Source organism: Bacillus sp. WC2507, from assembly GCF_052656125.1.
The window spans coordinates 3,778,202-3,799,347 of sequence record NZ_JBQXPN010000001.1 but is presented as its reverse complement, the minus strand read 5'-3'; the positions used below and the strand labels follow the sequence as shown (position 1 = coordinate 3,799,347).

Genomic DNA, 21,146 nt, shown 5'->3' with positions numbered 1-21,146 from the left:
TAATCAGTAGGGGTATCCCCCACTGTTTATTAGCCCGCACCAATTGGGCTTTTACGGGCAGCCCCCCGCCTAACTTCTTTGCTTTCGCTGAATTTTGAGGTAGTCATACTGCCCGTTAAAGCGGGGGAAAGAGACGTTATAGATGAAAAGGAGTAAATAGAAAATGAAACGTATAAAAAAATTAGGAACAACAATGATAGCAACAGTAATTGCAATGGGAATTTTTTCGTTACCTGTTAGTGCGCACGTAACTGTGAAGCCAGCAACTTCTGACATTGGCTCTTGGGAGACTTACACGATAAAAGTACCAGTTGAAAAAAATGTAGCAACGACAAAAGTTACACTGAAAATACCGTCTGGAGTAGAGTTCCAACAGTATGAACCAGTGCCAGGATGGAAAGTGGAGGAGCAAAAAGATAATGCCGGAAAAGTTAAAACCGTAGTATGGGAAGCGACAGGAGAAGGGATTTTACCCAATCAGTTCCAGCGATTTACTTTCGTCGCTAAAAATCCGGATAAAGAGCAAAAAATAGCTTGGGATGCATACCAACAATATAAAGACGGAGAAATTGTTGAATGGACAGGCGATGAAAAAGCTGAAAAACCACATTCACTTACTACAATTGCAAAAGGTACGTCATTAACAGGAGAACATGGTGAAGTGTCTAATGTAGAAAAGAATGAAGGTACTAGTAATATGCAAGTAATAGCGATTGTTTTATCTATTTTGGCGATTGTATCGTCGGTAAGTGCGTGTGTATTTGTAGTACGTCGTAAAAAGTAAGATATAAGAAAGAGCCTACAAACAGTAGGCTCTTTCTTATGTTTATTTCACTTCAACCTGCTGCCTTACAGCAAGTGTTTTCGGCTTTATATTTACAAAACAAATACTCACAACAATAAATAATAGACCAATAAACAAGCTCATTGTAATGGCTTCATGTAAGAAGATTGAACTTACAATAATAGCGATAAGGGGGATAAGGAATGTATAGGCCCCAACTTTACTTGCCTCACCAGCTCCAACAAGTGTGAAGTAAGCAAGCCACCCCATTGCAATAACAAAGAATGAAATGAAGAGCAGTACACTAACAAACGGTATACTCCAAGCGATACTAGACCAGCTTTCAAACTCTGATCCAAATCCAATTAAGCAAAGGCCGCCAATAATAAGTTGCAGTGTTACCATCCAAATGGCATTAACGCGGTGACCAGTCTTCTTAATAAATACTGTGCCAAGCGCCCAGCCAATAGCACATCCTAATGCGAGAAGGATTCCAATAATAGAAATATGTCCAGTTAAACTACTAGAGCTAATAACACCTACACCAATAAACCCAAGAACAAGGCCGAAAATTTTTAAGCCGTACATAGATTCTTCAAGCCAAATCCATGAGAAAATTCCGAGTAAAACAGGTTGTAGAAAGACAATGGCAGAAAATAACCCAGCAGGCATATATTGAAGGCCAACAGTTTGTAACCCGTAAAATATAATGATGTTAAGTAAAGAAGAAATAACGTATAAATGCCAAGTTTCTTTTAAATGTAACTCTTTGTATTTCGGTAAAGCGAAAAGAAGTAAAATGAATCCTCCAATTAAAGTTCGAACGCCTGCAAATAAAACGGGTGGTGTATAATGCAGGGCAAACTTAGATAAAGGCCAATTGATTCCCCACATGAAAACGAGAAACGTAAGGATTATGGCTGTCTTAGTTCGAGAAAGCTGTGTCACTGTAAAACCTCCTTGGTGTTATTCATCTCACTATGATATGATATCGACTGTGATAAATAAAATGAATCTTTTTTATAAGGAGTATAAGTGATTAGTTATGACCATTACACAACTGCAAGTATTAATAAAAACTGTTGAGTTAGGTAGTTTTACGAAGGCTGCTCGGGTGTTAAATATGACGCAGCCAGCTGTAAGTCATGCCATTTCAAGTATTGAGTCAGAGTTAGGAGTTACTATTCTTATACGTGATAAACGAAAAGGATTACTTGTTACGGATGTAGGAAACAGAATTCTTGTACATATTAGAGAGATTTTGAACGGCGTAGAGAAGATTGAACAAGAAGTTGCGATGGAGAAAGGACACGAAGTTGGGACGATTCGAATTGGTAGTTTTCCGAGTGCATCTGCACATTTCTTACCCAAAATGATAAATCTTTTTAAGGAGAAGTATCCGAACCTAGAAGTAGTTCTTTGTGAAGGGACGATTAAAGAAGTTGAAGATTGGTTAGTATCGAGGGTTGTTGATATAGGAATTGTTATTTTGCCTAATAAAGATATGGAGATTGTCCCATTAACGAAGGGGAAAATGGTTGTTATCTTAAGAGAGGATCATCCTCTTTGTAAGAAGGGATCTATTACAATTAATGATTTAGAGAATGAACCAATCATATTATGTAAGGGCGGATACGAACCACCCATTATTGATATGTTTAAACAAGCCAACGTACCACTTCGGGCTGAATATATAATTTCGACAGTTACTACTGCTTTAAATATGATTCAAGAAGGGTTAGGTATTGCAATATTAGCTGAATTATCTTTAACGAATTTACCAAAGAATGTGCAAACGAGAGAATTGGAACCGCAAGTATGGAGAGAAATTGCTTTAGCTGTTCCTTCATTAAAGGATTCTTCAATCGCTGTGCAACTATTTATTGAAGAATTTCAAGCGCTATTTGCAGAATGAAAAAAAGTGTCTCATATATCATAATGGGACACTTTTTTAATTTACTTATAAAAAATCTATGAAAAGGATTGACTTATCTTTTCGTTGTAACTATAATGATTACATCGAGGTGGTAATCACGATGAAAATTAGTAGCCGCTTTTCTATAGCTGTTCATATTTTATCTATTTTGAAAAACAATCCATCTTCACTTTGTACTTCAGACTATATGGCTGAAAGTGTCAATACAAATCCAGTAGTGATTCGTAAAATTATGTCGTACTTGAAACAAGCTGGTTTTGTTTACGTAAACCGAGGTCCAGGTGGCGCAGGGTTATTAAAGGATTTACATGAAATCACATTGTTAGATGTGTATCATGCAGTAAATGTAGTAGAAGAAGACAAACTATTTCATATTCACGAGCAACCAAATCCAGATTGTCCAATTGGAGCAAATATTCAATCGGTATTAGAAATTATTTTAATTCAAGCACAATCCGCAATGGAAGAGGTTTTGAGAAATATTACGATGGGCCAGCTGTTTGAAACTCTGCAAGAAAAAATAAATGCTTAAATAATATTTATATTTTTTTATCATTAATGTAACTTATTTGATTACAACTAAAAGGTAAGGTGTAAAAGTTATGACTGTAAAAATGAAAGTATACTCAGATTTTATATGTCCATTTTGTTTTTTAGCAAAAGGTCCGTTAGATGAAGTAGCGAAAGAAAAAGGTGTAGAAATTGAATGGATGCCATTTGAATTACGTCCAAGTCCATATTCAAAAATAGATCCATGGAATGAGCCAGAAAAATTAGGTTCATGGGATGCTTTCATTCTACCGACAGCGAAGAAATTAGGAATCGATATGCGCTTGCCGCGTGTTTCACCGCATCCATATACACATTTAGCTTTCGAAGGGTGTCAATTTGCGAAAGAACGTGGACTAGGAAATGAGTATCATCACCGCGTATTCACAGCATTTTTCCAAGAAGAGCAAAACATTGAAGATATTGATGTGTTAACAAAATTAGCGGTAGAAGTAGGTCTTCCTGAAGCTGAATTTAAAGAAGCTTTAGTAACTCGTAAATATAAAGAAAAGCATCAAGAAGCAATTCAACACGCATATGATGAAGCGAATATTATGGCTGTTCCAACTGTCATGATTGGAGATGAAGTCATTCAAGGGCTCGCTAGTAAAGAAACGCTACAAAGAGTCATTGATAAAGAAATTGAAAAAGATAAAAATTCATTTGAAGGTATGCAATGTAATACAGATGGATATTGCTAATTCGCTTGTTATGAAATAACAAAATAAATTATAAAACAAATATTTGGAGGAATTAATATGTCAGCAACTACAACAAACTTAAAAGAAGCAATCGTGAACCGTCGTTCCATTCGTAAAGTAACAAAAAACAATGCAATTACGAAAGAAAGAATTGAAGAGGTTTTAAAAACAGCTTTACACGCACCAACATCTTTCAATATGCAAAGTGGCCGTATGGTCGTATTAATGGACGGAGAGCATGAAAAGTTTTGGGATATTGTTAAAGAAACACTAAGAGCCCGCGTACCAGCAGAAAACTTTGAAGCGACTGTAGAAAGATTAAAAGGTTTCCATACAGGTGTTGGGACTGTGTTATTCTTTGAAGATCAAGCAACAGTAGAAAAAATGCAAGAAAATGCACCATTATATAAAGATCAGTTCCCATTCTGGTCTCATCAAGGAAATGCAATGTTACAACATACTGTATGGATGTTATTATCAGCTGAAGGAATTGGCGCATCATTACAACATTACAATCCAATTGTAGATGCTGAAGTGAAAGAAAATTGGAATATTCCAGCAGAGTGGAGCTTAGTAGGACAAATGCCATTTGGTGAGCCAAATGAACAACCGGGAGAAAGAACATTCTTACCTACTGAAGATGTAGTGAAATTTTATTAATAAATTTAATATATAAAAATTTAGATAAACGAAAAGACAGTACATATTAGCATATATGTACTGTCTTTTCGTATGTAATGTTAAACTCTTACTGCAAGAACAATTTCCTTCATATGAATCGAAGTCTTTCCTTACAAGTAAAAATCTATTATGTTTATTATTTTGAAATGACAGTAAACATCCCTGTCATGTTTGGTGAGTAATCTTTAAAATCAAACTTTTCATAGAACGATTCTTTACCTTCTGATGCAAATAAACCGACAAACGCCTTATCAGGGGCGTTCTCATGTAAGTATGCAACTAAACGATGCATGATTTCTTTCCCAATACCATGTTTCTGATAATCTGGATGAACTACTATATCTTGAATCTAGAAATAGATAGATCCATCGCCAACAATTCTCCCCATGCCGATAATTTGTTCATTATCTTTGACTGTGATGCAGTGAATAGAATGCTTCAGTGAAGTTTCCGCCACTTCAAAATTCATATAATTAGACCATCCAACAGAATCACACAAATATTTGTACTCTTCCAATGTGGGAATGTTATGTTTAAACTCATATGTTTTCAAAATGTATCCTCCAAGTCCTTAAATTCAACAAGTATATAAATTCGACATTTTTTGATGTTTTCCTTCTCTTACACAACTGAATTCCCTTTTAGCTACTGAATTTCGTACAGTTTCCTTATTTGCATTTGTGTTAATTTATAGGATTTTAGGGAAGAAATATAAGAAATAATGCAGTAGGAAGGGCTGTGGAAAAATGAATGACGAGAAAAAATATACAGTGGTAGGTACTGATGTTGAGGAAGTAAAGCGTTTAAATAAAAATTCAGGATTAACTTATAATCAAGTAAAGGAATTATTAGCGAAGCGAATGCAAAAAAGAAACGATTAGATTGAAATAATTAAGTTTTTCATTTAGCATTTTGTCTAGAGAGTTACGTAGAATATAACTCTCTTTTTTATATAGAAAGAAGCTACAACTGAGCAACTTTTAGAATGGAGGAAGCAACATGAAGAAATGGATAAAGATAACGCTTTCTATCACGGGAGGTATTGTCCTATTAGCATGTGCCGGTGGATATTATGTGTATAAAAATTATTTTCCAAAGGAACCTGAGCGAATCGTATATGATAAAGATAGAGTGTTAAAACCGATACATAATCAGCTGAAAGGGATCAACATAGATAATGTAAAGATAAAAGAAAAAGAGGTTGTAAATGCGACTGTAGATGAGCTTCAAAAAAAGATTGATGATGGGAAATTATCATATGAAGAATTAACGAGTGTATATCTTTTTAGAATACAAGAGCATGACCAAAATGGAATATCATTAAATGCTGTTACAGAGATTAATCCAAATGCAATGGAGGAAGCGCGAAAGTTAGATAAAGAAAGGTCTTTCAATAAGAAGTCTAACTTATATGGCATGCCAGTCATCGTAAAAGATAATGTACAAACGGAAAAGGTGATGCCGACAAGCGCGGGAACTTATGTGTTAAAAGATTGGATTGCAGATGAAGATGCGACGATTGTGAAGAAGTTGAAAGAAGAAGGTGCTTTTGTTTTAGGAAAAGCGAATATGTCTGAGTGGGCAAATTATTTATCCTTTACAATGCCTAGCGGATATAGCGGGAAAAAAGGACAAAATTTGAATCCATACGGTCCGATTACGTTTGATACATCGGGATCAAGTTCAGGATCTGCTACAGTAGTTGCGGCAGATTTTTCACCACTTGCAATCGGGACGGAAACGACTGGATCAATTGTCGCACCAGCGACGCAGCAATCAGTAGTTGGGTTACGCCCATCACTAGGTATGGTGAGTAGATCAGGCATAATTCCGTTAGCTGAAACACTTGATACTGCAGGACCGATGGCAAGAACGGTAAGGGATGGGGCAACGTTATTTAACGCAATGGTAAGTTATGATGAAAAAGATGCTATGACAGAAAAAATGAAAGATAAAGAAAGAATTGATTATACGAAGGATTTATCAATAGATGGATTGAAAGGGAAAAAAATAGGGGTTCTTTTTTCAATAGATCAACAAGATGAGAATAGAAAGGAAGTAGCAGAAAAGATTAGAAAAGACCTTCAAGACGCCGGTGCGATATTGACTGATGATATTCAGTTAAACGATGAGGGTGTAGATAATCTGCAAACATTAGAATATGAGTTCAAACATAATGTGAACGATTATCTTTCACAGCACAAAAATGTACCAGTAAAATCGTTAGAAGAGATTATAGCGTTTAATAAAAAGGATAGTAAAAGACGAATGAAATATGGACAAACATTAATTGAGGGCTCTGAAAAATCTGCTATAACGAAAGATGATTTTGAAAAAGTAGTGCAAACGAGTCAAGGAAATGCAAGAAAAGAGCTAGATAGGTATTTAGTAAAAAAAGGTTTGGATGCTTTAGTCATGATTAACAACGATGAAGTTTTGCTATCAGCTGTAGCTGGCTATCCAGAATTAGCGGTGCCAGCAGGATATGATAACAATGGAGAGCCAGTAGGTGCGGTGTTTGTTGGGAAGCAATTCAGTGAGAAGGAACTATTCAATATTGGTTATGCGTATGAACAGCAGTCTAAAAATAGAAAATCACCTAAATTGTAAAAGGTTAAACGAAAAAAAGAGCTCCACTGAAGTAAGTAGGGGGGCTAATATAAATAGAATCTAACAATATAAAAGAAAAAAAGGATTCTTCTCAATTAGTAAGAAAGATTGTCTATAGAAGTTCATAAAATGTAATATATTCAATTTCCATCCACTGAAGGGGGAGGTTAAATCTTAATGAATGAAGTGAAAAATTTCTTTCGAAGTAGAGGGTTTCAACGGTTTCTCGTTTTAATAATAGTAGCGTTAGTATTATATGGTTTAAAAAGTATGATCAATTTAATATTAATTACGTTTATACTGACATTTTTAATGGATCGATTTCAACGTTTTATTTCAAAGAAATTGAAAGTGAACCGGAAAATTGTTATCGCCTGTTTGTATATCATATTAGTTTCCTTTATTGGCACGACATTGTATAAATATTTACCTGTGTTAACGATACAAATTTCACAATTGATTTATCAATTTAAATTGTTTTTTCAAAATCCACCTGATAATGAAATCATTAAATATGCACTTTCGACAATTAACGGAATGGAAGTATCAAAGTATATAGAACAAGGTGTAGATGTTATCTATCAATCGATAGCAAACATAGGGAAGGTAAGTTTACAAATATTATTGTCTCTCATATTAAGCTTATTTTTCTTGTTAGAAAAAGAGCGTATTATTACCTTTACTTCTAAATTTAAAGAGAGTAAGCTAAAGATTTTTTATGAGGAGATTGCATATTTTGGCGAAAGGTTTGCAAGATCGTTCGGTAAAGTAATAGAAGCACAGTTTTTAATTGCAGTTGTAAATTGTATTCTTACTGTCATTGTATTAATTGTTTTAGGATTTCCGCAGCTACTCGTATTAGCTGTTATGATTTTCCTACTCGGATTGATTCCAGTTGCAGGTGTGATTATTTCTTTATTTCCACTTTGTATCATTGCTTATAACGTAGGCGGAGTTATGTATGTAGTATACATACTTGTGTTCATTACAGTCATCCATGCTCTTGAAAGTTATTTTTTAAATCCGAAGTTTATGTCTGCGAAAACGAATTTACCAATCTTTTATACATTTATGATTCTCATCTTTTCAGAACATTTCCTTGGAATATGGGGGCTTATTATCGGGATACCGATTTTTATCTTTTTCTTAGATGTACTTGATGTAAATAATGAGAAAGCGATTAAAAAATAATGGAAAACAACCGATGTTTTCAAGGAACGAATACATCGGTTGTTTTTATTCTAAAAAATGTTAATTGACAGTGGTTAATAAATAGTAAGGGTGGGACGCCACTGATTAAAGCTTCACTTTATTCTTTCTTAGCAGGTGGAAGTTTAATAAATCTATTTGCAATTAAAGCTATAATAACAGCAGTAAAAAGAAATAATGCGATTATGCCAATTCCCATACCTGCCCATCCTCCGATAAGGAAGATACTAATCGGTATTGTTAATAAGCATATAATAAGTAGAATGAATCCGAGATTTTTTTCATATTTTTGAGTTGGAAATAGAGTCCTGATGATTAAAAAGAGGAAAAGTATTAGGGATGAAATAGCCAATAAGAGGACTACAATTGTCCAAGAGTCATTCATGAAATCACTCCTTAATATTATGAATAATATTAACCTATATCATAGGGAGAGGGATAGTCAAAATAAAAAAGCAATCCAAAATAAATTGGATTGCTTTTTACTATACATATTAAAGAACTGGAGCCATTGTTTCTTTCAACACTTGAACAGAGTGATCGAATTTTAATTCTTCTTCTTCACTTAATTCCACTTCTAAAATTTCACGAACACCGCCGCGATTTAAAACAGCAGGTACACCGATATAAACATCTTTTTGACCGTATTGACCTTCTAAGTAAGCTGATACTGTTAATACGCTATTTTCGTCGTTTAAAATTGCCTTTGTAACACGTAGAAGTGACATACCAATACCATAGTAAGTTGCACCTTTTCGCTCAATAATATGGTAAGCCGCATCACGAACGTTTATGAAGATTTTGTCTAAATCTTCTTGCGTGTATGTGTTGTCTTTATCAAGAAGCGTTTGTAGTTTTTGAATACCAACTGATACGTGACTCCAAACAGGAAGTTCCGTATCACCATGTTCTCCGATAATATAAGCATGAATGTTGTGTGGACCAATATTGAAGTACTCACCTAACATATAGCGGAAACGAGCAGAATCAAGTGTTGTACCAGAACCAATTACGCGTTCTTTTGGTAAACCAGATTCTTTCCAAGTTACGTAAGTTAAAATATCAACAGGGTTAGTTGCGATTAAGAAGATACCATCAAATCCGCTATCCATAATACTACGAACGATTTGTTTAAAGATTTTCGCGTTTTTCTCAACTAAATCTAAACGTGTTTCGCCTGGTTTCTGTGGTAATCCAGCTGTAATGACTACAAGATCAGCATCTTTACAATCTTCGTAGCTGCCTTTCCATACTCTAGTTGGAGCTGGTGCAAAAGGAACAGCATGACTTAAATCCATTGCTTCTCCTTCAGCTTTTGCCTCGTTTACATCAACTAAAACAAATTCTTCAGCTACAGCTTGGTTAATCATGCAGTAAGCATAACTACATCCAACTGCTCCTGTTCCTACTAATACAACACGGTTAATACCTTTTTTCATTTCAAAATTCCTCGCAATTTCATTGATTTTATTATGTAAGAAAATACGTCTTACTTCTATAGATTCATATCTAGTTTATTACATTTTATAAAAGATATTCAAGTATTTGAAAATCTATCCGTGCAATTTCTTGCACGAAACATAGGAAGTAAGTTAACCGAATATAATGCAATAAAATCCTTTATCGAAGGGGAAAAGGGCATGATGCAGCCATTAACGATGGAAAGAATGCTCCATATTATTAATGTGGGGCTCGTTAAAACGAATAATCCAAAGCAGATTATTATTGCTGGTGCAGGAATTTCAGGATTAGTTGCAGCATCGTTATTGAAAGAAGCAGGGCATAACATAACAATTTTAGAAGCGAATAATCGAATAGGCGGAAGGATATATACGATTCGTGAACCATTTAGCTCTGGTTTATATTTTAATGCAGGACCAATGAGAATTCCTGAAACACACGAGTTAACTTTAGCTTACATTCGTAAATTTAAATTACCGTTAAATCTTTTTATAAATAAAACCGCTTCCGATATTATATATACGAATAATATTAAAACGAGATTGAGCGTGTTTGAAAAAAATCCAAGTATACTTGGGTATCCCATTTTAGAGAACGAAAAAGGAAAAACGGCAGAAGAGCTAATGTTAGTAGTATTAGAACCAATACTTAATTTTATAAAAAAAGATCCTAATAAAAACTGGATCATCGTTGAAAAAAAGTATAAAACATATTCACTCGGATCATTTTTAAGTGAGTATTATTCAGATGGAGCAATAGATATGATTGGGGTACTTCTAGATATGGAAGCATATATGGGAATGTCTTTAATTGAAGTATTACGTGAAATGCTCTTTTTTACTTCAACGACAAAATATTATGAGATAACGGGCGGAATGGATGCATTACCCAATTCATTTTTGCCACAGCTAAAGGATAATATTTTTATGTCGTATAAAGTAGAAAAAATTATACAGGAAGATAATAAAGTGATGATGCAAGTAACAAATGAACAAACGTTAAATCCATTTATGGTAACAGGCGACATTGCTATTATCACAATTCCATTTTCAGCGTTACGATTTGTAGAAGTTCAGCCATATTGTGTATTCTCTTATTTTAAAAGACGAGCAATTCGTGAATTAAATTATATTGATGCAACTAAAATTGCGATAGAGTTTAAAAGTAGATTTTGGGAGAAAGCGGGACAGTGTGGTGGGAAATCTATTACAGATTTACCTATACGGTTTACATATTATCCGAGTTATGGCATTCATACACCAGGGGAAGCTATCGTTTTAGCGAGTTATACGTGGGCAGATGAGGCGTTAACATGGGATAGTCTTCCGCAAAGAGAGCGTATTCGTTACGCATTAAAAAATTTAGCGAAAATATACGGCGACATCGTCTATAGTGAGTTTGTTACTGGAACATCTTTTAGCTGGGGTCAAAATCCGTATTCTTGCGGAGCATTTACGGCCTTCGAACCAGATCAAGAGCTAGAGTTATTTCCGTATATTACGCCGCCAGCTGGCAAAGTACACTTTGCAGGAGAGCATACAACATTAACCCACGGATGGATGCAAGGAGCAATAGAGTCTGGAATTAGAGTTGCTTATGAAGTAAACGAACAATGAAGATATATTTACAAATCACTACTCTTTTAATAAAATAATAAATATAAATCGTAATTATTACGCTTTGAATATGTTTGAAATAAAGAAATGGATGGTCGATCAAATGAATAAAGTAGAAATTCATATATTAGGTGGCTTTTTAGGCAGTGGAAAATCAACATTATTACAAAATTTATTGTTAGCGGAGAAAAAGAAAAATAGAAAAGTTGCAGTATTAATGAATGAAATTGGTGAATACTCGGTAGATACAGATATTATTGGAAAAGAGAATGTTTTAAGGGAACTTCTAAAAGGATGTATTTGTTGTACGTTGAAAGAAGAGCTTGAAATACAGTTGCATTCGTTATATCAGCAAGAAAGACCAGATGTCATTTATATAGAAACGACAGGTGTTGCGCATCCAATTGAAGTATTAGATGCGTGTGTATCACCAATTTTAGCACCTTTCCTAGAAGTGAAATCAATTGTCGTCGTTTTAGATGCAGTAAGGTGGTTAAATCGAAGAGTATTAAGTGCAAACGTTCAGCAATTATTGCATGAGCAACTGAAGTTTGGTAGCCACATTTTAATTAACAAATCAGACTTACTAACAGATGCGGATAAGAACAAAGTAATTGAAGAAGTGAAAGCAATAAATAATCATGCGAAATTGTTTGAAACAAAATATTGTAATATATCTTTAGAAGACATAGAAGAAGCTGAATTTACGAATGATGGGGAGCATGAGACACTACATGTAAAACAGCATTTACATATACAAACGATGACATATCAATTTACGAAATCGATTGATCAAGATAAATTATACGAATGGCTTTCGAATTTACCAGATAGTATTTATCGTGTAAAAGGATTTGTGAAATTCCATGGAGATAAATACCCGCATCTATTCCAATATTCATTTGGGGTACCAACTTTACTGGAACAAGATTTCGGTTTCCCGACGAACTTGGTAGTAATAGGAGAAGGGCTAGATAAGAAACAATTGGCTGAAGGGTTAGAGAAAGTAGAACTCAATTCTAATTAAGATTAAAGGACTAACTTCAAAATAAGTTAGTCCTTTTTTGTATGTAGAAAAACGCTTGCGGATTTTGTCTAATAAAAATAATTGAAAAATTCAGAAATATATTTATAATCAAATCTAAGAGGTGATTCAGGTGTCAGAAAAAATAATAATGGATGTAAAAAACCTAACAACAAAAGGGTTAGAAACGAGAGAGAAATTATTGTGTGCTGCAGAAGAGGTGTTTGGTAGTAAAGGGTATTACGAGGCTTCTATCGTGAATATTACACAAGAAGCAAAGGTAGCGCACGGAACTTTCTATAATTACTTTCCATCTAAAAAAGATATATTTGATGAATTGATCCGCAGATTGAACCGTGAGTTACGCTTAATTATTAAAGAAGAAATGAAGGGAATATCAAGTTATGAAGAGGCACAAAGAAGAGGTTTTCAGGCTTTTTTTCGGTGGGTGAAAGATCGACCTAATCTATATAACATTGTACAACAGGCAGTAGTTGTTGATGATAACTTATATAGATGGTACTATGCAAAGCTCGCAAATGGATTTTTAAAAAGTTTATCGGCTGGTATGGAAGCGGGAGAGTTTAAACAACTTGAGAAAGAAACAATTGCGTATTGTCTTATGTCAATTGGGCAATTTCTAGGGATGCGATGGGGTTATTGGGAAGAGAAAGATGTTCCGGAAGATGTATTTGAAGCAGCGATGTCATTAATATTTGAAGGATTGAGAAAGAGATAAGGGAGTGGGAAAATATGCAAGGCATTGCTTATTGGATTGAAAAACGGTCCTATTTACATCCAGATCGCATTGCCATTATTACAGAAGAGGAGGAAATAACATATAAACAGTTACATGAGTATGTAAGTAAAGTAGCAGCATATTTAATTTACGACTTACATGTGCAAAAAGGAGAAAGGATAGCTATTTTATCACAAAATAGCTTGGAATATATTGTACTTTTGTTTGCTGTAGCAAAGGTAGAATGTATTGCTGTTCCACTTAATATACGGTTAACAGAAAATGAACTTATATTCCAGTTAAAAGATAGTGGAACTACAGTTTTATTTGTAGAGGAAACATTTCAAAATATGGCACTGTCAAAGCATAAGGTATCGTGCGTACAAAGAGTTATTTCGATTGAAAGTTTAAAAGAAATAGAAGATAGAAAAAGTTACAACTTTGAAGAGATAAATGAAAGCGCATCCTTTATTATATGTTATACATCAGGTACAACAGGAAAACCGAAAGGAGCTGTACTTACACAAGAAAATATGTTTTGGAATGCGCTTAATAATACATTTGCGATTGACTTAACTATTCACGACCGCTCCATTGTATTATTACCTTTATTTCATATTGGTGGGATTGGTTTATTCGCATTTCCAACTTTATTTGCAGGTGGCGTAATCATTATTCCAAGAAAATTCGAACCAACTGCAGCTCTTTCCATGATAGAAACACATAAAGTGACTATAGTGATGGGAGTACCTACAATTCATCAAGCATTAATGAATTGCGCAAAGTTTGAAACTACAAATTTACAATCAGTTCGCTGGTTTTATAACGGTGGTGCACCATGTCCAGAAGAGTTGATGAGAGAGTTTATAGATAGAGGATTTTTATTTGGGCAAGGCTTTGGCATGACTGAAACATCACCAACCGTATTTATGCTTTCAGAAGAAGATGCAAGACGTAAAGTAGGTTCAATTGGGAAACCGGTTCTGTTTTGTGATTATGTACTTATTGATGAAAACAAAAATAAAGTTGAGATTGGTGAGGTTGGAGAGTTACTTATAAGAGGACCAAATGTAATGAAAGGGTATTGGAATCGGCCAGATGCAACAGAAGAAACGATTCAAGATGGTTGGTTATATACGGGAGATTTAGCTAAAGTTGATGAAGATGGTTTTGTATATATTGTCGGCAGAAAAAAAGAAATGATAATTTCCGGTGGTGAAAATATTTATCCACTTGAAGTAGAGCAGGTCATTAATAAGATTTCGGGGGTATATGAGGTAGCGGTCGTTGGTAGGCAACATGTAAAGTGGGGAGAGATTCCAATTGCCTTTATTGTGAAAAAGAGTAGCAGTGAATTAACTGAAAAGGAAGTCATTGAACATTGTCGTTTATTTCTAGCAAAATATAAACTTCCAAAAGAAATTGTGTTTCTAGAGGAATTGCCTAAAAATGCAACTGGTAAAATTCAAAAAGTACAGTTAGCAAATCAATTGAAAAGTTGGTGAAGAGATGACGATGTATAGCACAGGTCAACAGGCATCATGTAGTAAAACAATAACAGAAACGGATTTTGTATTATTTGCAGGTTTGAGTGGGGATTTTAATCCAATTCATATTGATCATGAGTATGCGAAACAAACTAGATTTAATCAAAGAATAGCACATGGTTTACTAACTTCAAGTCTATTATCACAATTGTTAGGTGTTCATTTACCAGGAAAGGGTTCTGTTTATATGGAACAAACTATTAAATTTACAGCACCAGTTTTTATAGGAGATACGATTACAGCTACGGCAACAGTACAAGAATTTATGATAGAAAAGAGAGTTTTGAAATTGTTAACGGAGTGTCATAACCAAAAAGGAGATTTAGTATTAACTGGTGTAGCGACTATGCTGGTGCCAAAAGAAGGAGGAGTAGTCTAATGAATATTGGGATTGAAGCGACTGGTGTTTTCTTCCCAAAAGACGTAGAGACGGCCGCAGACCTATCTCAAAAAACAGGTATCCCTGAGAATATTATTATAGAAAAGTTTGGATTATATGAAAAACATGTCGCAGACGAAACGATGCATGCATCAGATTTAGCTATTGCTGCTGCAAAGCCAATATTATTACAAGTAGATCCTCAATCTATTGATGTAGTCATTTATTTTGGCAGTCCACATAAAGATTACCACGTATGGTCAAGTGCCCCAAAAATTCAGCATGAACTTGGATTAAAAAATGCTTATGCTTTTGAAATTATGAATGTTAGTTCTTGCTTTCCTATTGCTCTCAAAGTCGCAAAAGATATGCTCTACTCCGATAACTCAATTGAAAATATATTATTAGTAGGTGGGTGTAAAGAATCTCAAATTGTAGATTATGATAATCCACGCTCACGTTTTATGTTTAATTTCGCTGATGGCGGAAGTGCAGCTTTAGTGAAAAAAGACGCTAGAAACGGTGAAATATTAGGAAGTGCGATTATAACAGATGGTTCATTTCATGAAGATGTTCGTATCCCCGCTGGTGGATCGAAGCAGGTTGCGAGCTATGATACAGTTGAGAATCGACAACATTATATTGATGTAATAGATCCTATTAGTATGAAAGAACGTCTAGACCGGGTTTCAATCTCTAATTTTGATAAGGTTATTCGGGAGGCGTTAAGAAAAAGTGGATATACTCCTAAAGATATTAAAGTATTGTTACCACTGCATACAAAACGTTCTATGTTAATAGAATTGATACAGGGGCTAGGGCTAGCAGAAGAACAAGTTGTATATTTAGATCATTATGGACATATGTCAGCGCTTGATCCTTGCATTGGTCTTCACTTTGCAAATGAACAAGGAAAATTACAGGCCGGAGATATTGCAGTAGTAGTTAGTGCAGGGACTGGGTATACGTGGGCAGCTACTGTGATTAGGTGGTGAAAAAAACTAGATGAGTATATGCTAAATGGAGGTATTTGGAAAGAGGCGGCGAATGTAAAGGTACTTCATTAAATTTTTTTAACAGATTTGTTTGTATGATTCAAAGGAAAAGTCATAATTACGGATGGGTAACTTTGGCGTGTTTGACTCTATCAGAAAGTAAAGTATGGGGAGGATCACAATGTCGATGAAAAAACGTAAATGGCTAAGAATGATGGCTACTGGTTGTGTGTTAGGTTCGTTATTAATAACGGCAGCTTGTTCAGGAAAGAAAACAAGTACAGAGGATGAAAAGACGATTAAGGTAGGGGTTCTTGCATCATTAACAGGTCCATTAGAATCGTATGGAAAACAAACCATGAACGGATTTAAATTAGGCTTAGACTATGCAACGGGTGGAACAGGGAAAGTGGAAGGGAAGAAGATTAAGTTTGTTGTAGAAGACACGGAAACGAAAGCAGATGTAGCAGTTAAAAAAGCTACGAAGTTATTAGAAGAAGAGAAGGTCGATTTTTTAGTCGGATCGTCTAGTTCAAGTGATACATTAGCTGTTCTACCACTAGCTGAAGAATATGAAAAAATAATGGTTGTAGAACCGGCAGTAGCTGATAGTATTACCGGGAAGAACTGGAATAAATATATTTTTAGAACAGGTAGAAATTCATCTCAAGATGCAGTCGCTGGTGCTGCGGCAATTGCTAAAAAAGATGTGAAAATAGCAACGTTAGCACAAGATAATGCTTACGGCCGTGAGGGAATTGCGGCATTTAAAGCTGGAGCGAAGAAATTAGGGGCAAATATTGTAAACGAGCAATACGCAGATACAAATTCGACTGACTTCACTGCAAATATTCAAAATATCATTAGCTCAAAACCAGATTATTTATTTATCGTTTGGGCAGGGGCAAACTCACCTTGGAAACAGTTAAAAGATATGAATGTGGAAGCGCAAGGCATTAAAATTTCTACAGGTGCACCAGATATACCGGCATTAAAAACGATGGATGCGTTAGTAGGAATGCAAGGTTTTTCTGTTTATTACCATACACTTCCGAAAAATAAGGTGAATGATTGGTTAGTGGAAGAACATAAAAAACGATTTAATGGTGCGGTGCCAGATTTATTTACAGCAGGAGGAATGTCTGCGGCAATTTCAATTGTAGAAGCTTTAAAGAAGACAAAAGGTGATACAGATGTAGATACATTAATTAAGAAAATGGAAGGAATGGAATTTGATACACCGAAAGGAAAGATGAAGTTTAGAGAAAAGGATCACCAAGCGATGCAGACACTGTATTCTATCACATTGAAAAAGCAAGATGGTGTTGATTATCCGGTGCCAGTATTAGAGCGAGAATTAACGATGAAAGAGACAGAACCACCAGTTCAAAATAAATAGACTTAATTTTCAGTTTTTTGTATAAAGAGGGGCAAACCCTCTTTATACGTATTTCTTTCATACTTAAAGCTTTAAAGGGAGGGATTTCGTGACACATTTGCTGGAAACGAAAAATCTTAGCGTATCTTTTGGCGAGCATCATGTTATTAAAGATGTGAATTTAACAGTACAAAAAGGAAAGCTCATTTCCATTATTGGACCAAATGGTGCAGGAAAGACAACGTTATTTAATTTACTAAGTGGACAAATTTCTCCAACAAAGGGTGAAGTATATTTTAAAGGGCAAGAGATTACAAAATTATCAATTTCAGATCGAACTCGATTAGGAATTGGTCGTTCTTTTCAACTTACAAATATATTTCCAGAGTTAACGGTACTTGAAAATGTTCGTTTAAGTGTTCAATCATTTGTTCAAGATTACTATAGTTTTTTTCCGAGTACGGCAAAATTTAAGCAACAAGTTGGAGAAGCGAGACGTTTTTTAAAAACAGTATTACTTCATGAGAAAGAACATGTATTAGCAAAAGATTTAGCACATGGGGAAAAACGAAAGTTAGAGCTTGCGATGTTACTAGCTTTAAAAACGGATGTATTACTACTAGATGAGCCGACGGCAGGTATATCAGTTGAGGAGGTACCGGCTATTTTACAAGTGATTGAAAATATTAAGAAACATCCAGAGAGTACAATTGTACTGATTGAACACAAGATGGATATGGTACTAGGTTTATCAGACCACCTTATCGTTTTATTCCATGGAGAGTTATTGGCTGAAGGTTTGCCCGAAGAAATGATGAAAGATGAGCGTGTACAAAGTGCTTATTTAGGGGGATTATATAGTGGCACTATTACAAGTGAATAATATAGAGACGTATTTAGATCAGTTTCATATTTTACAAGGGGTTTCTCTTGCTGTTGAGAAAGGAACGATTACTGTACTGTTTGGAAGAAATGGGGCAGGGAAGACTACGACATTACGTTCGGTTATGGGGTTTCACCATATCGCACACGGTGAAATTTATTATGATAGTACACAAGTGAATGGATTGTCTACACATTTAATTTCAAGGAAAGGAATAGGGTATGTACCAGAAAATCAAGGCATTTTTCACGACCTGACGGTAGAAGAAACATTCGCTCTTGCCAGAGGAAAGGGAGAAGAAGCGGAAGAAAAAATAGACTGGATGCTGGAACTATTTCCAGATTTAAAGCAATTTTGGCACAAAAAAAGCGGACTCTTAAGCGGAGGGCAAAAGCAAATGCTAGCAATTTCAAGAGCATTTATTAATAGTGATGGTTTATTACTTATTGATGAGCCGAGTAAAGGCTTGTCCCCTATTATGATAGAAAAATTAATGATAGCCATTTTGAAAATGAAGGAGAAAACAACAGTTTTACTCGTTGAACAAAATTTTATGATGGCTAGTCAAATTGGGGATTACTTTTATATTATGGATAACGGAAGAATTGTTCATAACGGTTTTATGCATGAATTAAAAGAGGATAAGGAAATGTGTCACAAATATTTAGGAATCTCTTAACATGAATCCGGGGTGAGAAGGATGGATGTGTTAATCAATTTATTTGTAAATGGGATTTCAACAGGGATGCTTATTTTTTTATTAGCATCAGGTCTTTCACTTATTTTCGGTCTAATGAGCGTTCTAAACTTCGCACATGGTGGTTTATTTGCGTGGGGAGCGTTTACAGGTGTTTGGCTATTTAATATGACAGGTAGTTATGTATTAGCATTAATTGGAGCAATAGCTATGGGCATGTTCCTTGGGTTCATTTTAGAAAGATTTCTAATTAGACCGGTATATGGAAATCATGTTCGCCAGCTTCTAGTTACGCTTGGGGGAATGCTTGTACTTAGTGAATGTATTAAAGTATTTTGGGGACCAAATCCAATTGGAGCAAAATTACCGTTATGGTTACAAGGAAGTTTTACATTTGACGGCGTTATATTGATTAAATATCGTCTATTCGTTATTTTAATTGGGATCATCATTTACATTGCCTTACTATTATTGCTCAAAAAAACAAAGATAGGTCTTATGATACGCGCAGGTGTAATAGATAAAGAGATGGTTCAAGCGCTCGGTATTAACATAAAAGCGATATTTTCTTTCGTCTTTTTATTAGGAGCAGGGATGGCAGCGTTGGGAGGCTTCTTATTAGCACCGTATTCAGGCGTTATTTTCGCCGAGATGGGTATGCAGTATGCGATTTTAGCTTTCATAGTAGTAATCATTGGAGGGCTAGGAAGCGTACAAGGTTCAGCAATCGCTTCTTTAATTGTCGGATTAGCTGGTGCTTTTACAGCGTATTTTATACCGGATTTATCACTTGCAATCAATATGTTAATGTTACTATTTTTCTTAATAGTGAAGCCAACTGGTCTTGTTGGTGAAAAGGGGTGAAATGGTGAACAGCACATCAAATCGAATTAAAGTATACTTCGGAGTATTTATGCTCATTTGTTTAAGTGTATTTCCATTCGTAAATGATTCACGGAGCTTGTTAATTTTGTTCACTCAAATCTTCATCTTTGCTATTTTTGCAATGAGTTTTGATGTATTGCTTGGATATACAGGAATTGTATCGTTCGGTCACTGTATGTTCTTTGGAATAGGAGCATATGGCGTAGCGCTTTTATTTGATCGGCAAGGAGTATCCATAACGAATTTTTTTATAGGGATAGTAGCTGCAATTATCATTTCAGCCATTGTTAGTTATATAATCGGTTTGCTTTCTTTACGGCTGAAAAGTCATTTTTATGCAATGTTAACACTTGCTATTTCACAGTTATTTTTCGTACTTGCTGAAAAGTGGCGCGGGCTTACTCATGGAGGGGATGGTTTTACATTTGGTGTACCAGACTTATTCCGTGATCGTTTTAACTTTTATTATGTAACCCTTATATGTTTAATTGTCATTTTTATTCTGTTACGTCTTTTTACCAAATCTTCTATTGGAAAAGTATTAAAGGCAATTTCACAAAATGAACAACGTGTTGAAGCACTAGGATATAAAGTGCTTCATTATAAAATTATTGCTAGCATTGTTGCAGGAGTAGTAGCTGCGATTAGCGGTGGTTTATTTGTTATCACATTGCGTTTTGTTAATACGACAGTATTTTCAATTGAAATGACATTAAATGCATTGTTGATGACGATGATTGGCGGAGTTGGAACGTTAATTGGAGCGATTGCTGGAGCAGGAATTATTGAATCACTGAAATATTATTTATCAGAACTAGCCACAGAGTTTCCAATTTTTGAACGATGGACGATTATTCTCGGTTTATTGTACATTATCGTATTGCTAGTTTTCCCGAAAGGATTAGTTGGCACGGTTAAGGGACTGAAGAGTATGAAACGGAATAAGAAGGAGAAAAGTGCAGAAGTGGAGCAAAATGTGTGAAAAATCAATTGTATAGAATATGAAAATCCCTCTTTTAGATTCGTAAAGGAGGGATTTTTATTGGCGTATGTAATTAGTTAATTTGATAGC

Annotated in this window: 22 protein-coding genes and 1 pseudogene; 19 read left to right on the top strand and 4 right to left on the bottom strand. The window is 35.0% G+C overall.

Translation table 11 applies throughout. From position 1 onward, the window contains the following. Positions 1-163 precede the first annotated feature (163 nt). Positions 164-784 (top strand): YcnI family copper-binding membrane protein, encoded by a 621-nt coding sequence (locus ACUN28_RS20100; RefSeq protein ID WP_016134175.1) that lies wholly within the window; start codon positions 164-166, stop codon positions 782-784. 42 nt (positions 785-826) lie between these two features. Here ACUN28_RS20100 and ACUN28_RS20095 read toward each other — a convergent pair whose 3' ends face one another. Then, positions 827-1,732, bottom strand: a complete 906-nt coding sequence (locus tag ACUN28_RS20095) for a DMT family transporter (RefSeq protein ID WP_016088343.1) — start codon at positions 1,730-1,732, stop codon at positions 827-829. 97 nt (positions 1,733-1,829) lie between these two features. On the opposite strand from ACUN28_RS20095, the gene ACUN28_RS20090 reads away from it, so the two are divergent. The 4 genes from ACUN28_RS20090 to ACUN28_RS20075 all read left to right on the top strand — a co-directional run bounded on the left by ACUN28_RS20090 (position 1,830) and on the right by ACUN28_RS20075 (position 4,630). Continuing rightward, on the top strand, positions 1,830-2,699 hold the full coding sequence (locus tag ACUN28_RS20090) for a LysR family transcriptional regulator (RefSeq protein ID WP_016088342.1): 870 nt from the start codon (positions 1,830-1,832) through the stop codon (positions 2,697-2,699). 121 nt (positions 2,700-2,820) lie between these two features. After that, positions 2,821-3,252, top strand: coding sequence for an Rrf2 family transcriptional regulator (locus tag ACUN28_RS20085; protein ID WP_016088341.1), 432 nt, complete (start codon positions 2,821-2,823; stop codon positions 3,250-3,252). A gap of 70 nt (positions 3,253-3,322) precedes the next feature. Continuing rightward, on the top strand, positions 3,323-3,970 hold the full coding sequence (locus ACUN28_RS20080; protein ID WP_016088340.1) for a DsbA family oxidoreductase: 648 nt from the start codon (positions 3,323-3,325) through the stop codon (positions 3,968-3,970). Positions 3,971-4,027: 57 nt separating this feature from the next. Further along, positions 4,028-4,630: a nitroreductase family protein gene (locus tag ACUN28_RS20075; protein ID WP_016088339.1), complete on the top strand. Its 603-nt coding sequence runs from the start codon at positions 4,028-4,030 to the stop codon at positions 4,628-4,630. Between the two features lie 157 nt (positions 4,631-4,787). On the opposite strand, the pseudogene ACUN28_RS20070 reads toward ACUN28_RS20075, so the two are convergent. After that, a pseudogene (locus ACUN28_RS20070) lies at positions 4,788-5,204 on the bottom strand (GNAT family N-acetyltransferase). Positions 5,205-5,397: 193 nt separating this feature from the next. Between ACUN28_RS20070 and ACUN28_RS20065 the strand changes: the two are divergent. From ACUN28_RS20065 to ACUN28_RS20055, 3 genes are all read left to right on the top strand, one after another. Further along, positions 5,398-5,532 (top strand): hypothetical protein, encoded by a 135-nt coding sequence (locus tag ACUN28_RS20065; RefSeq protein WP_016088336.1) that lies wholly within the window; start codon positions 5,398-5,400, stop codon positions 5,530-5,532. Between the two features lie 118 nt (positions 5,533-5,650). Then, positions 5,651-7,261 (top strand): amidase family protein, encoded by a 1,611-nt coding sequence (locus ACUN28_RS20060; RefSeq protein ID WP_016088335.1) that lies wholly within the window; start codon positions 5,651-5,653, stop codon positions 7,259-7,261. Between the two features lie 177 nt (positions 7,262-7,438). Then, a complete protein-coding gene (locus tag ACUN28_RS20055) occupies positions 7,439-8,452 on the top strand; it encodes an AI-2E family transporter (RefSeq protein WP_016088334.1) in 1,014 nt (337 codons plus the stop codon). 118 nt (positions 8,453-8,570) lie between these two features. On the opposite strand, the gene ACUN28_RS20050 is transcribed toward ACUN28_RS20055, so the two are convergent. Both ACUN28_RS20050 and ACUN28_RS20045 read right to left on the bottom strand, forming a co-directional pair. After that, positions 8,571-8,855, bottom strand: a complete 285-nt coding sequence (locus ACUN28_RS20050) for a YesK family protein (RefSeq protein WP_016088333.1) — start codon at positions 8,853-8,855, stop codon at positions 8,571-8,573. 109 nt (positions 8,856-8,964) lie between these two features. Next, positions 8,965-9,909, bottom strand: a complete 945-nt coding sequence (locus tag ACUN28_RS20045) for an L-lactate dehydrogenase (protein ID WP_016088332.1) — start codon at positions 9,907-9,909, stop codon at positions 8,965-8,967. A 201-nt stretch (positions 9,910-10,110) separates the two neighbouring features. Here ACUN28_RS20045 and ACUN28_RS20040 point away from each other — a divergent pair, with 201 nt between their 5' ends. The 11 genes from ACUN28_RS20040 to ACUN28_RS19990 all read left to right on the top strand — a co-directional run bounded on the left by ACUN28_RS20040 (position 10,111) and on the right by ACUN28_RS19990 (position 21,056). Next, positions 10,111-11,547 (top strand): flavin monoamine oxidase family protein, encoded by a 1,437-nt coding sequence (locus ACUN28_RS20040; RefSeq protein WP_033659663.1) that lies wholly within the window; start codon positions 10,111-10,113, stop codon positions 11,545-11,547. 103 nt (positions 11,548-11,650) lie between these two features. Next, on the top strand, positions 11,651-12,574 hold the full coding sequence (locus ACUN28_RS20035; protein WP_016088330.1) for a CobW family GTP-binding protein: 924 nt from the start codon (positions 11,651-11,653) through the stop codon (positions 12,572-12,574). Positions 12,575-12,704: 130 nt separating this feature from the next. Beyond that, complete coding sequence (locus ACUN28_RS20030; protein WP_016088329.1) at positions 12,705-13,310, top strand: TetR/AcrR family transcriptional regulator; 606 nt, start codon at positions 12,705-12,707, stop codon at positions 13,308-13,310. 14 nt (positions 13,311-13,324) lie between these two features. Continuing rightward, positions 13,325-14,815, top strand: a complete 1,491-nt coding sequence (locus tag ACUN28_RS20025; protein ID WP_016088328.1) for an o-succinylbenzoate--CoA ligase — start codon at positions 13,325-13,327, stop codon at positions 14,813-14,815. A gap of 4 nt (positions 14,816-14,819) precedes the next feature. Beyond that, positions 14,820-15,236, top strand: a complete 417-nt coding sequence (locus ACUN28_RS20020) for a MaoC family dehydratase (RefSeq protein ID WP_033659664.1) — start codon at positions 14,820-14,822, stop codon at positions 15,234-15,236. Beyond that, positions 15,236-16,231 (top strand): 3-oxoacyl-ACP synthase, encoded by a 996-nt coding sequence (locus ACUN28_RS20015; protein ID WP_016134177.1) that lies wholly within the window; start codon positions 15,236-15,238, stop codon positions 16,229-16,231. The genes ACUN28_RS20020 and ACUN28_RS20015 overlap by 1 nt, the downstream gene beginning before the upstream one ends. Positions 16,232-16,412: 181 nt before the next feature. Continuing rightward, positions 16,413-17,630, top strand: a complete 1,218-nt coding sequence (locus ACUN28_RS20010) for a substrate-binding domain-containing protein (RefSeq protein WP_016088325.1) — start codon at positions 16,413-16,415, stop codon at positions 17,628-17,630. Between the two features lie 88 nt (positions 17,631-17,718). Beyond that, complete coding sequence (locus ACUN28_RS20005) at positions 17,719-18,492, top strand: ABC transporter ATP-binding protein (protein WP_016088324.1); 774 nt, start codon at positions 17,719-17,721, stop codon at positions 18,490-18,492. Beyond that, positions 18,470-19,171, top strand: a complete 702-nt coding sequence (locus ACUN28_RS20000) for a branched-chain amino acid ABC transporter ATP-binding protein (protein WP_016088323.1) — start codon at positions 18,470-18,472, stop codon at positions 19,169-19,171. Before ACUN28_RS20005 ends, ACUN28_RS20000 begins: the two co-directional genes overlap by 23 nt. Before the next feature lie 21 nt (positions 19,172-19,192). Next, positions 19,193-20,053 (top strand): branched-chain amino acid ABC transporter permease, encoded by an 861-nt coding sequence (locus ACUN28_RS19995; protein WP_033659665.1) that lies wholly within the window; start codon positions 19,193-19,195, stop codon positions 20,051-20,053. Between the two features lie 49 nt (positions 20,054-20,102). Next, complete coding sequence (locus tag ACUN28_RS19990) at positions 20,103-21,056, top strand: branched-chain amino acid ABC transporter permease (protein WP_016088321.1); 954 nt, start codon at positions 20,103-20,105, stop codon at positions 21,054-21,056. Positions 21,057-21,146 lie beyond the last annotated feature (90 nt).

Bases quoted from the DNA above. Each gene is read 5' to 3' on its own strand.
- ACUN28_RS20015 (WP_016134177.1), top strand. From the start codon at position 15,236: ATGAATATTGGGATTGAAGCGACTGGTGTTTTCTTCCCAAAAGACGTA.
- ACUN28_RS20090 (WP_016088342.1), top strand. From the start codon at position 1,830: ATGACCATTACACAACTGCAAGTATTAATAAAAACTGTTGAGTTAGGT.
- ACUN28_RS20060 (WP_016088335.1), top strand. From the start codon at position 5,651: ATGAAGAAATGGATAAAGATAACGCTTTCTATCACGGGAGGTATTGTC.
- ACUN28_RS20100 (WP_016134175.1), top strand. From the start codon at position 164: ATGAAACGTATAAAAAAATTAGGAACAACAATGATAGCAACAGTAATT.
- ACUN28_RS20040 (WP_033659663.1), top strand. From the start codon at position 10,111: ATGATGCAGCCATTAACGATGGAAAGAATGCTCCATATTATTAATGTG.
- ACUN28_RS20050 (WP_016088333.1), bottom strand. From the start codon at position 8,855: ATGAATGACTCTTGGACAATTGTAGTCCTCTTATTGGCTATTTCATCC.
- ACUN28_RS19995 (WP_033659665.1), top strand. From the start codon at position 19,193: ATGGATGTGTTAATCAATTTATTTGTAAATGGGATTTCAACAGGGATG.
- ACUN28_RS19990 (WP_016088321.1), top strand. From the start codon at position 20,103: ATGCTCATTTGTTTAAGTGTATTTCCATTCGTAAATGATTCACGGAGC.
- ACUN28_RS20035 (WP_016088330.1), top strand. From the start codon at position 11,651: ATGAATAAAGTAGAAATTCATATATTAGGTGGCTTTTTAGGCAGTGGA.
- ACUN28_RS20055 (WP_016088334.1), top strand. From the start codon at position 7,439: ATGAATGAAGTGAAAAATTTCTTTCGAAGTAGAGGGTTTCAACGGTTT.
- ACUN28_RS20025 (WP_016088328.1), top strand. From the start codon at position 13,325: ATGCAAGGCATTGCTTATTGGATTGAAAAACGGTCCTATTTACATCCA.
- ACUN28_RS20085 (WP_016088341.1), top strand. From the start codon at position 2,821: ATGAAAATTAGTAGCCGCTTTTCTATAGCTGTTCATATTTTATCTATT.
- ACUN28_RS20080 (WP_016088340.1), top strand. From the start codon at position 3,323: ATGACTGTAAAAATGAAAGTATACTCAGATTTTATATGTCCATTTTGT.
- ACUN28_RS20010 (WP_016088325.1), top strand. From the start codon at position 16,413: ATGTCGATGAAAAAACGTAAATGGCTAAGAATGATGGCTACTGGTTGT.
- ACUN28_RS20020 (WP_033659664.1), top strand. From the start codon at position 14,820: ATGACGATGTATAGCACAGGTCAACAGGCATCATGTAGTAAAACAATA.
- ACUN28_RS20065 (WP_016088336.1), top strand. From the start codon at position 5,398: ATGAATGACGAGAAAAAATATACAGTGGTAGGTACTGATGTTGAGGAA.
- ACUN28_RS20075 (WP_016088339.1), top strand. From the start codon at position 4,028: ATGTCAGCAACTACAACAAACTTAAAAGAAGCAATCGTGAACCGTCGT.
- ACUN28_RS20045 (WP_016088332.1), bottom strand. From the start codon at position 9,909: ATGAAAAAAGGTATTAACCGTGTTGTATTAGTAGGAACAGGAGCAGTT.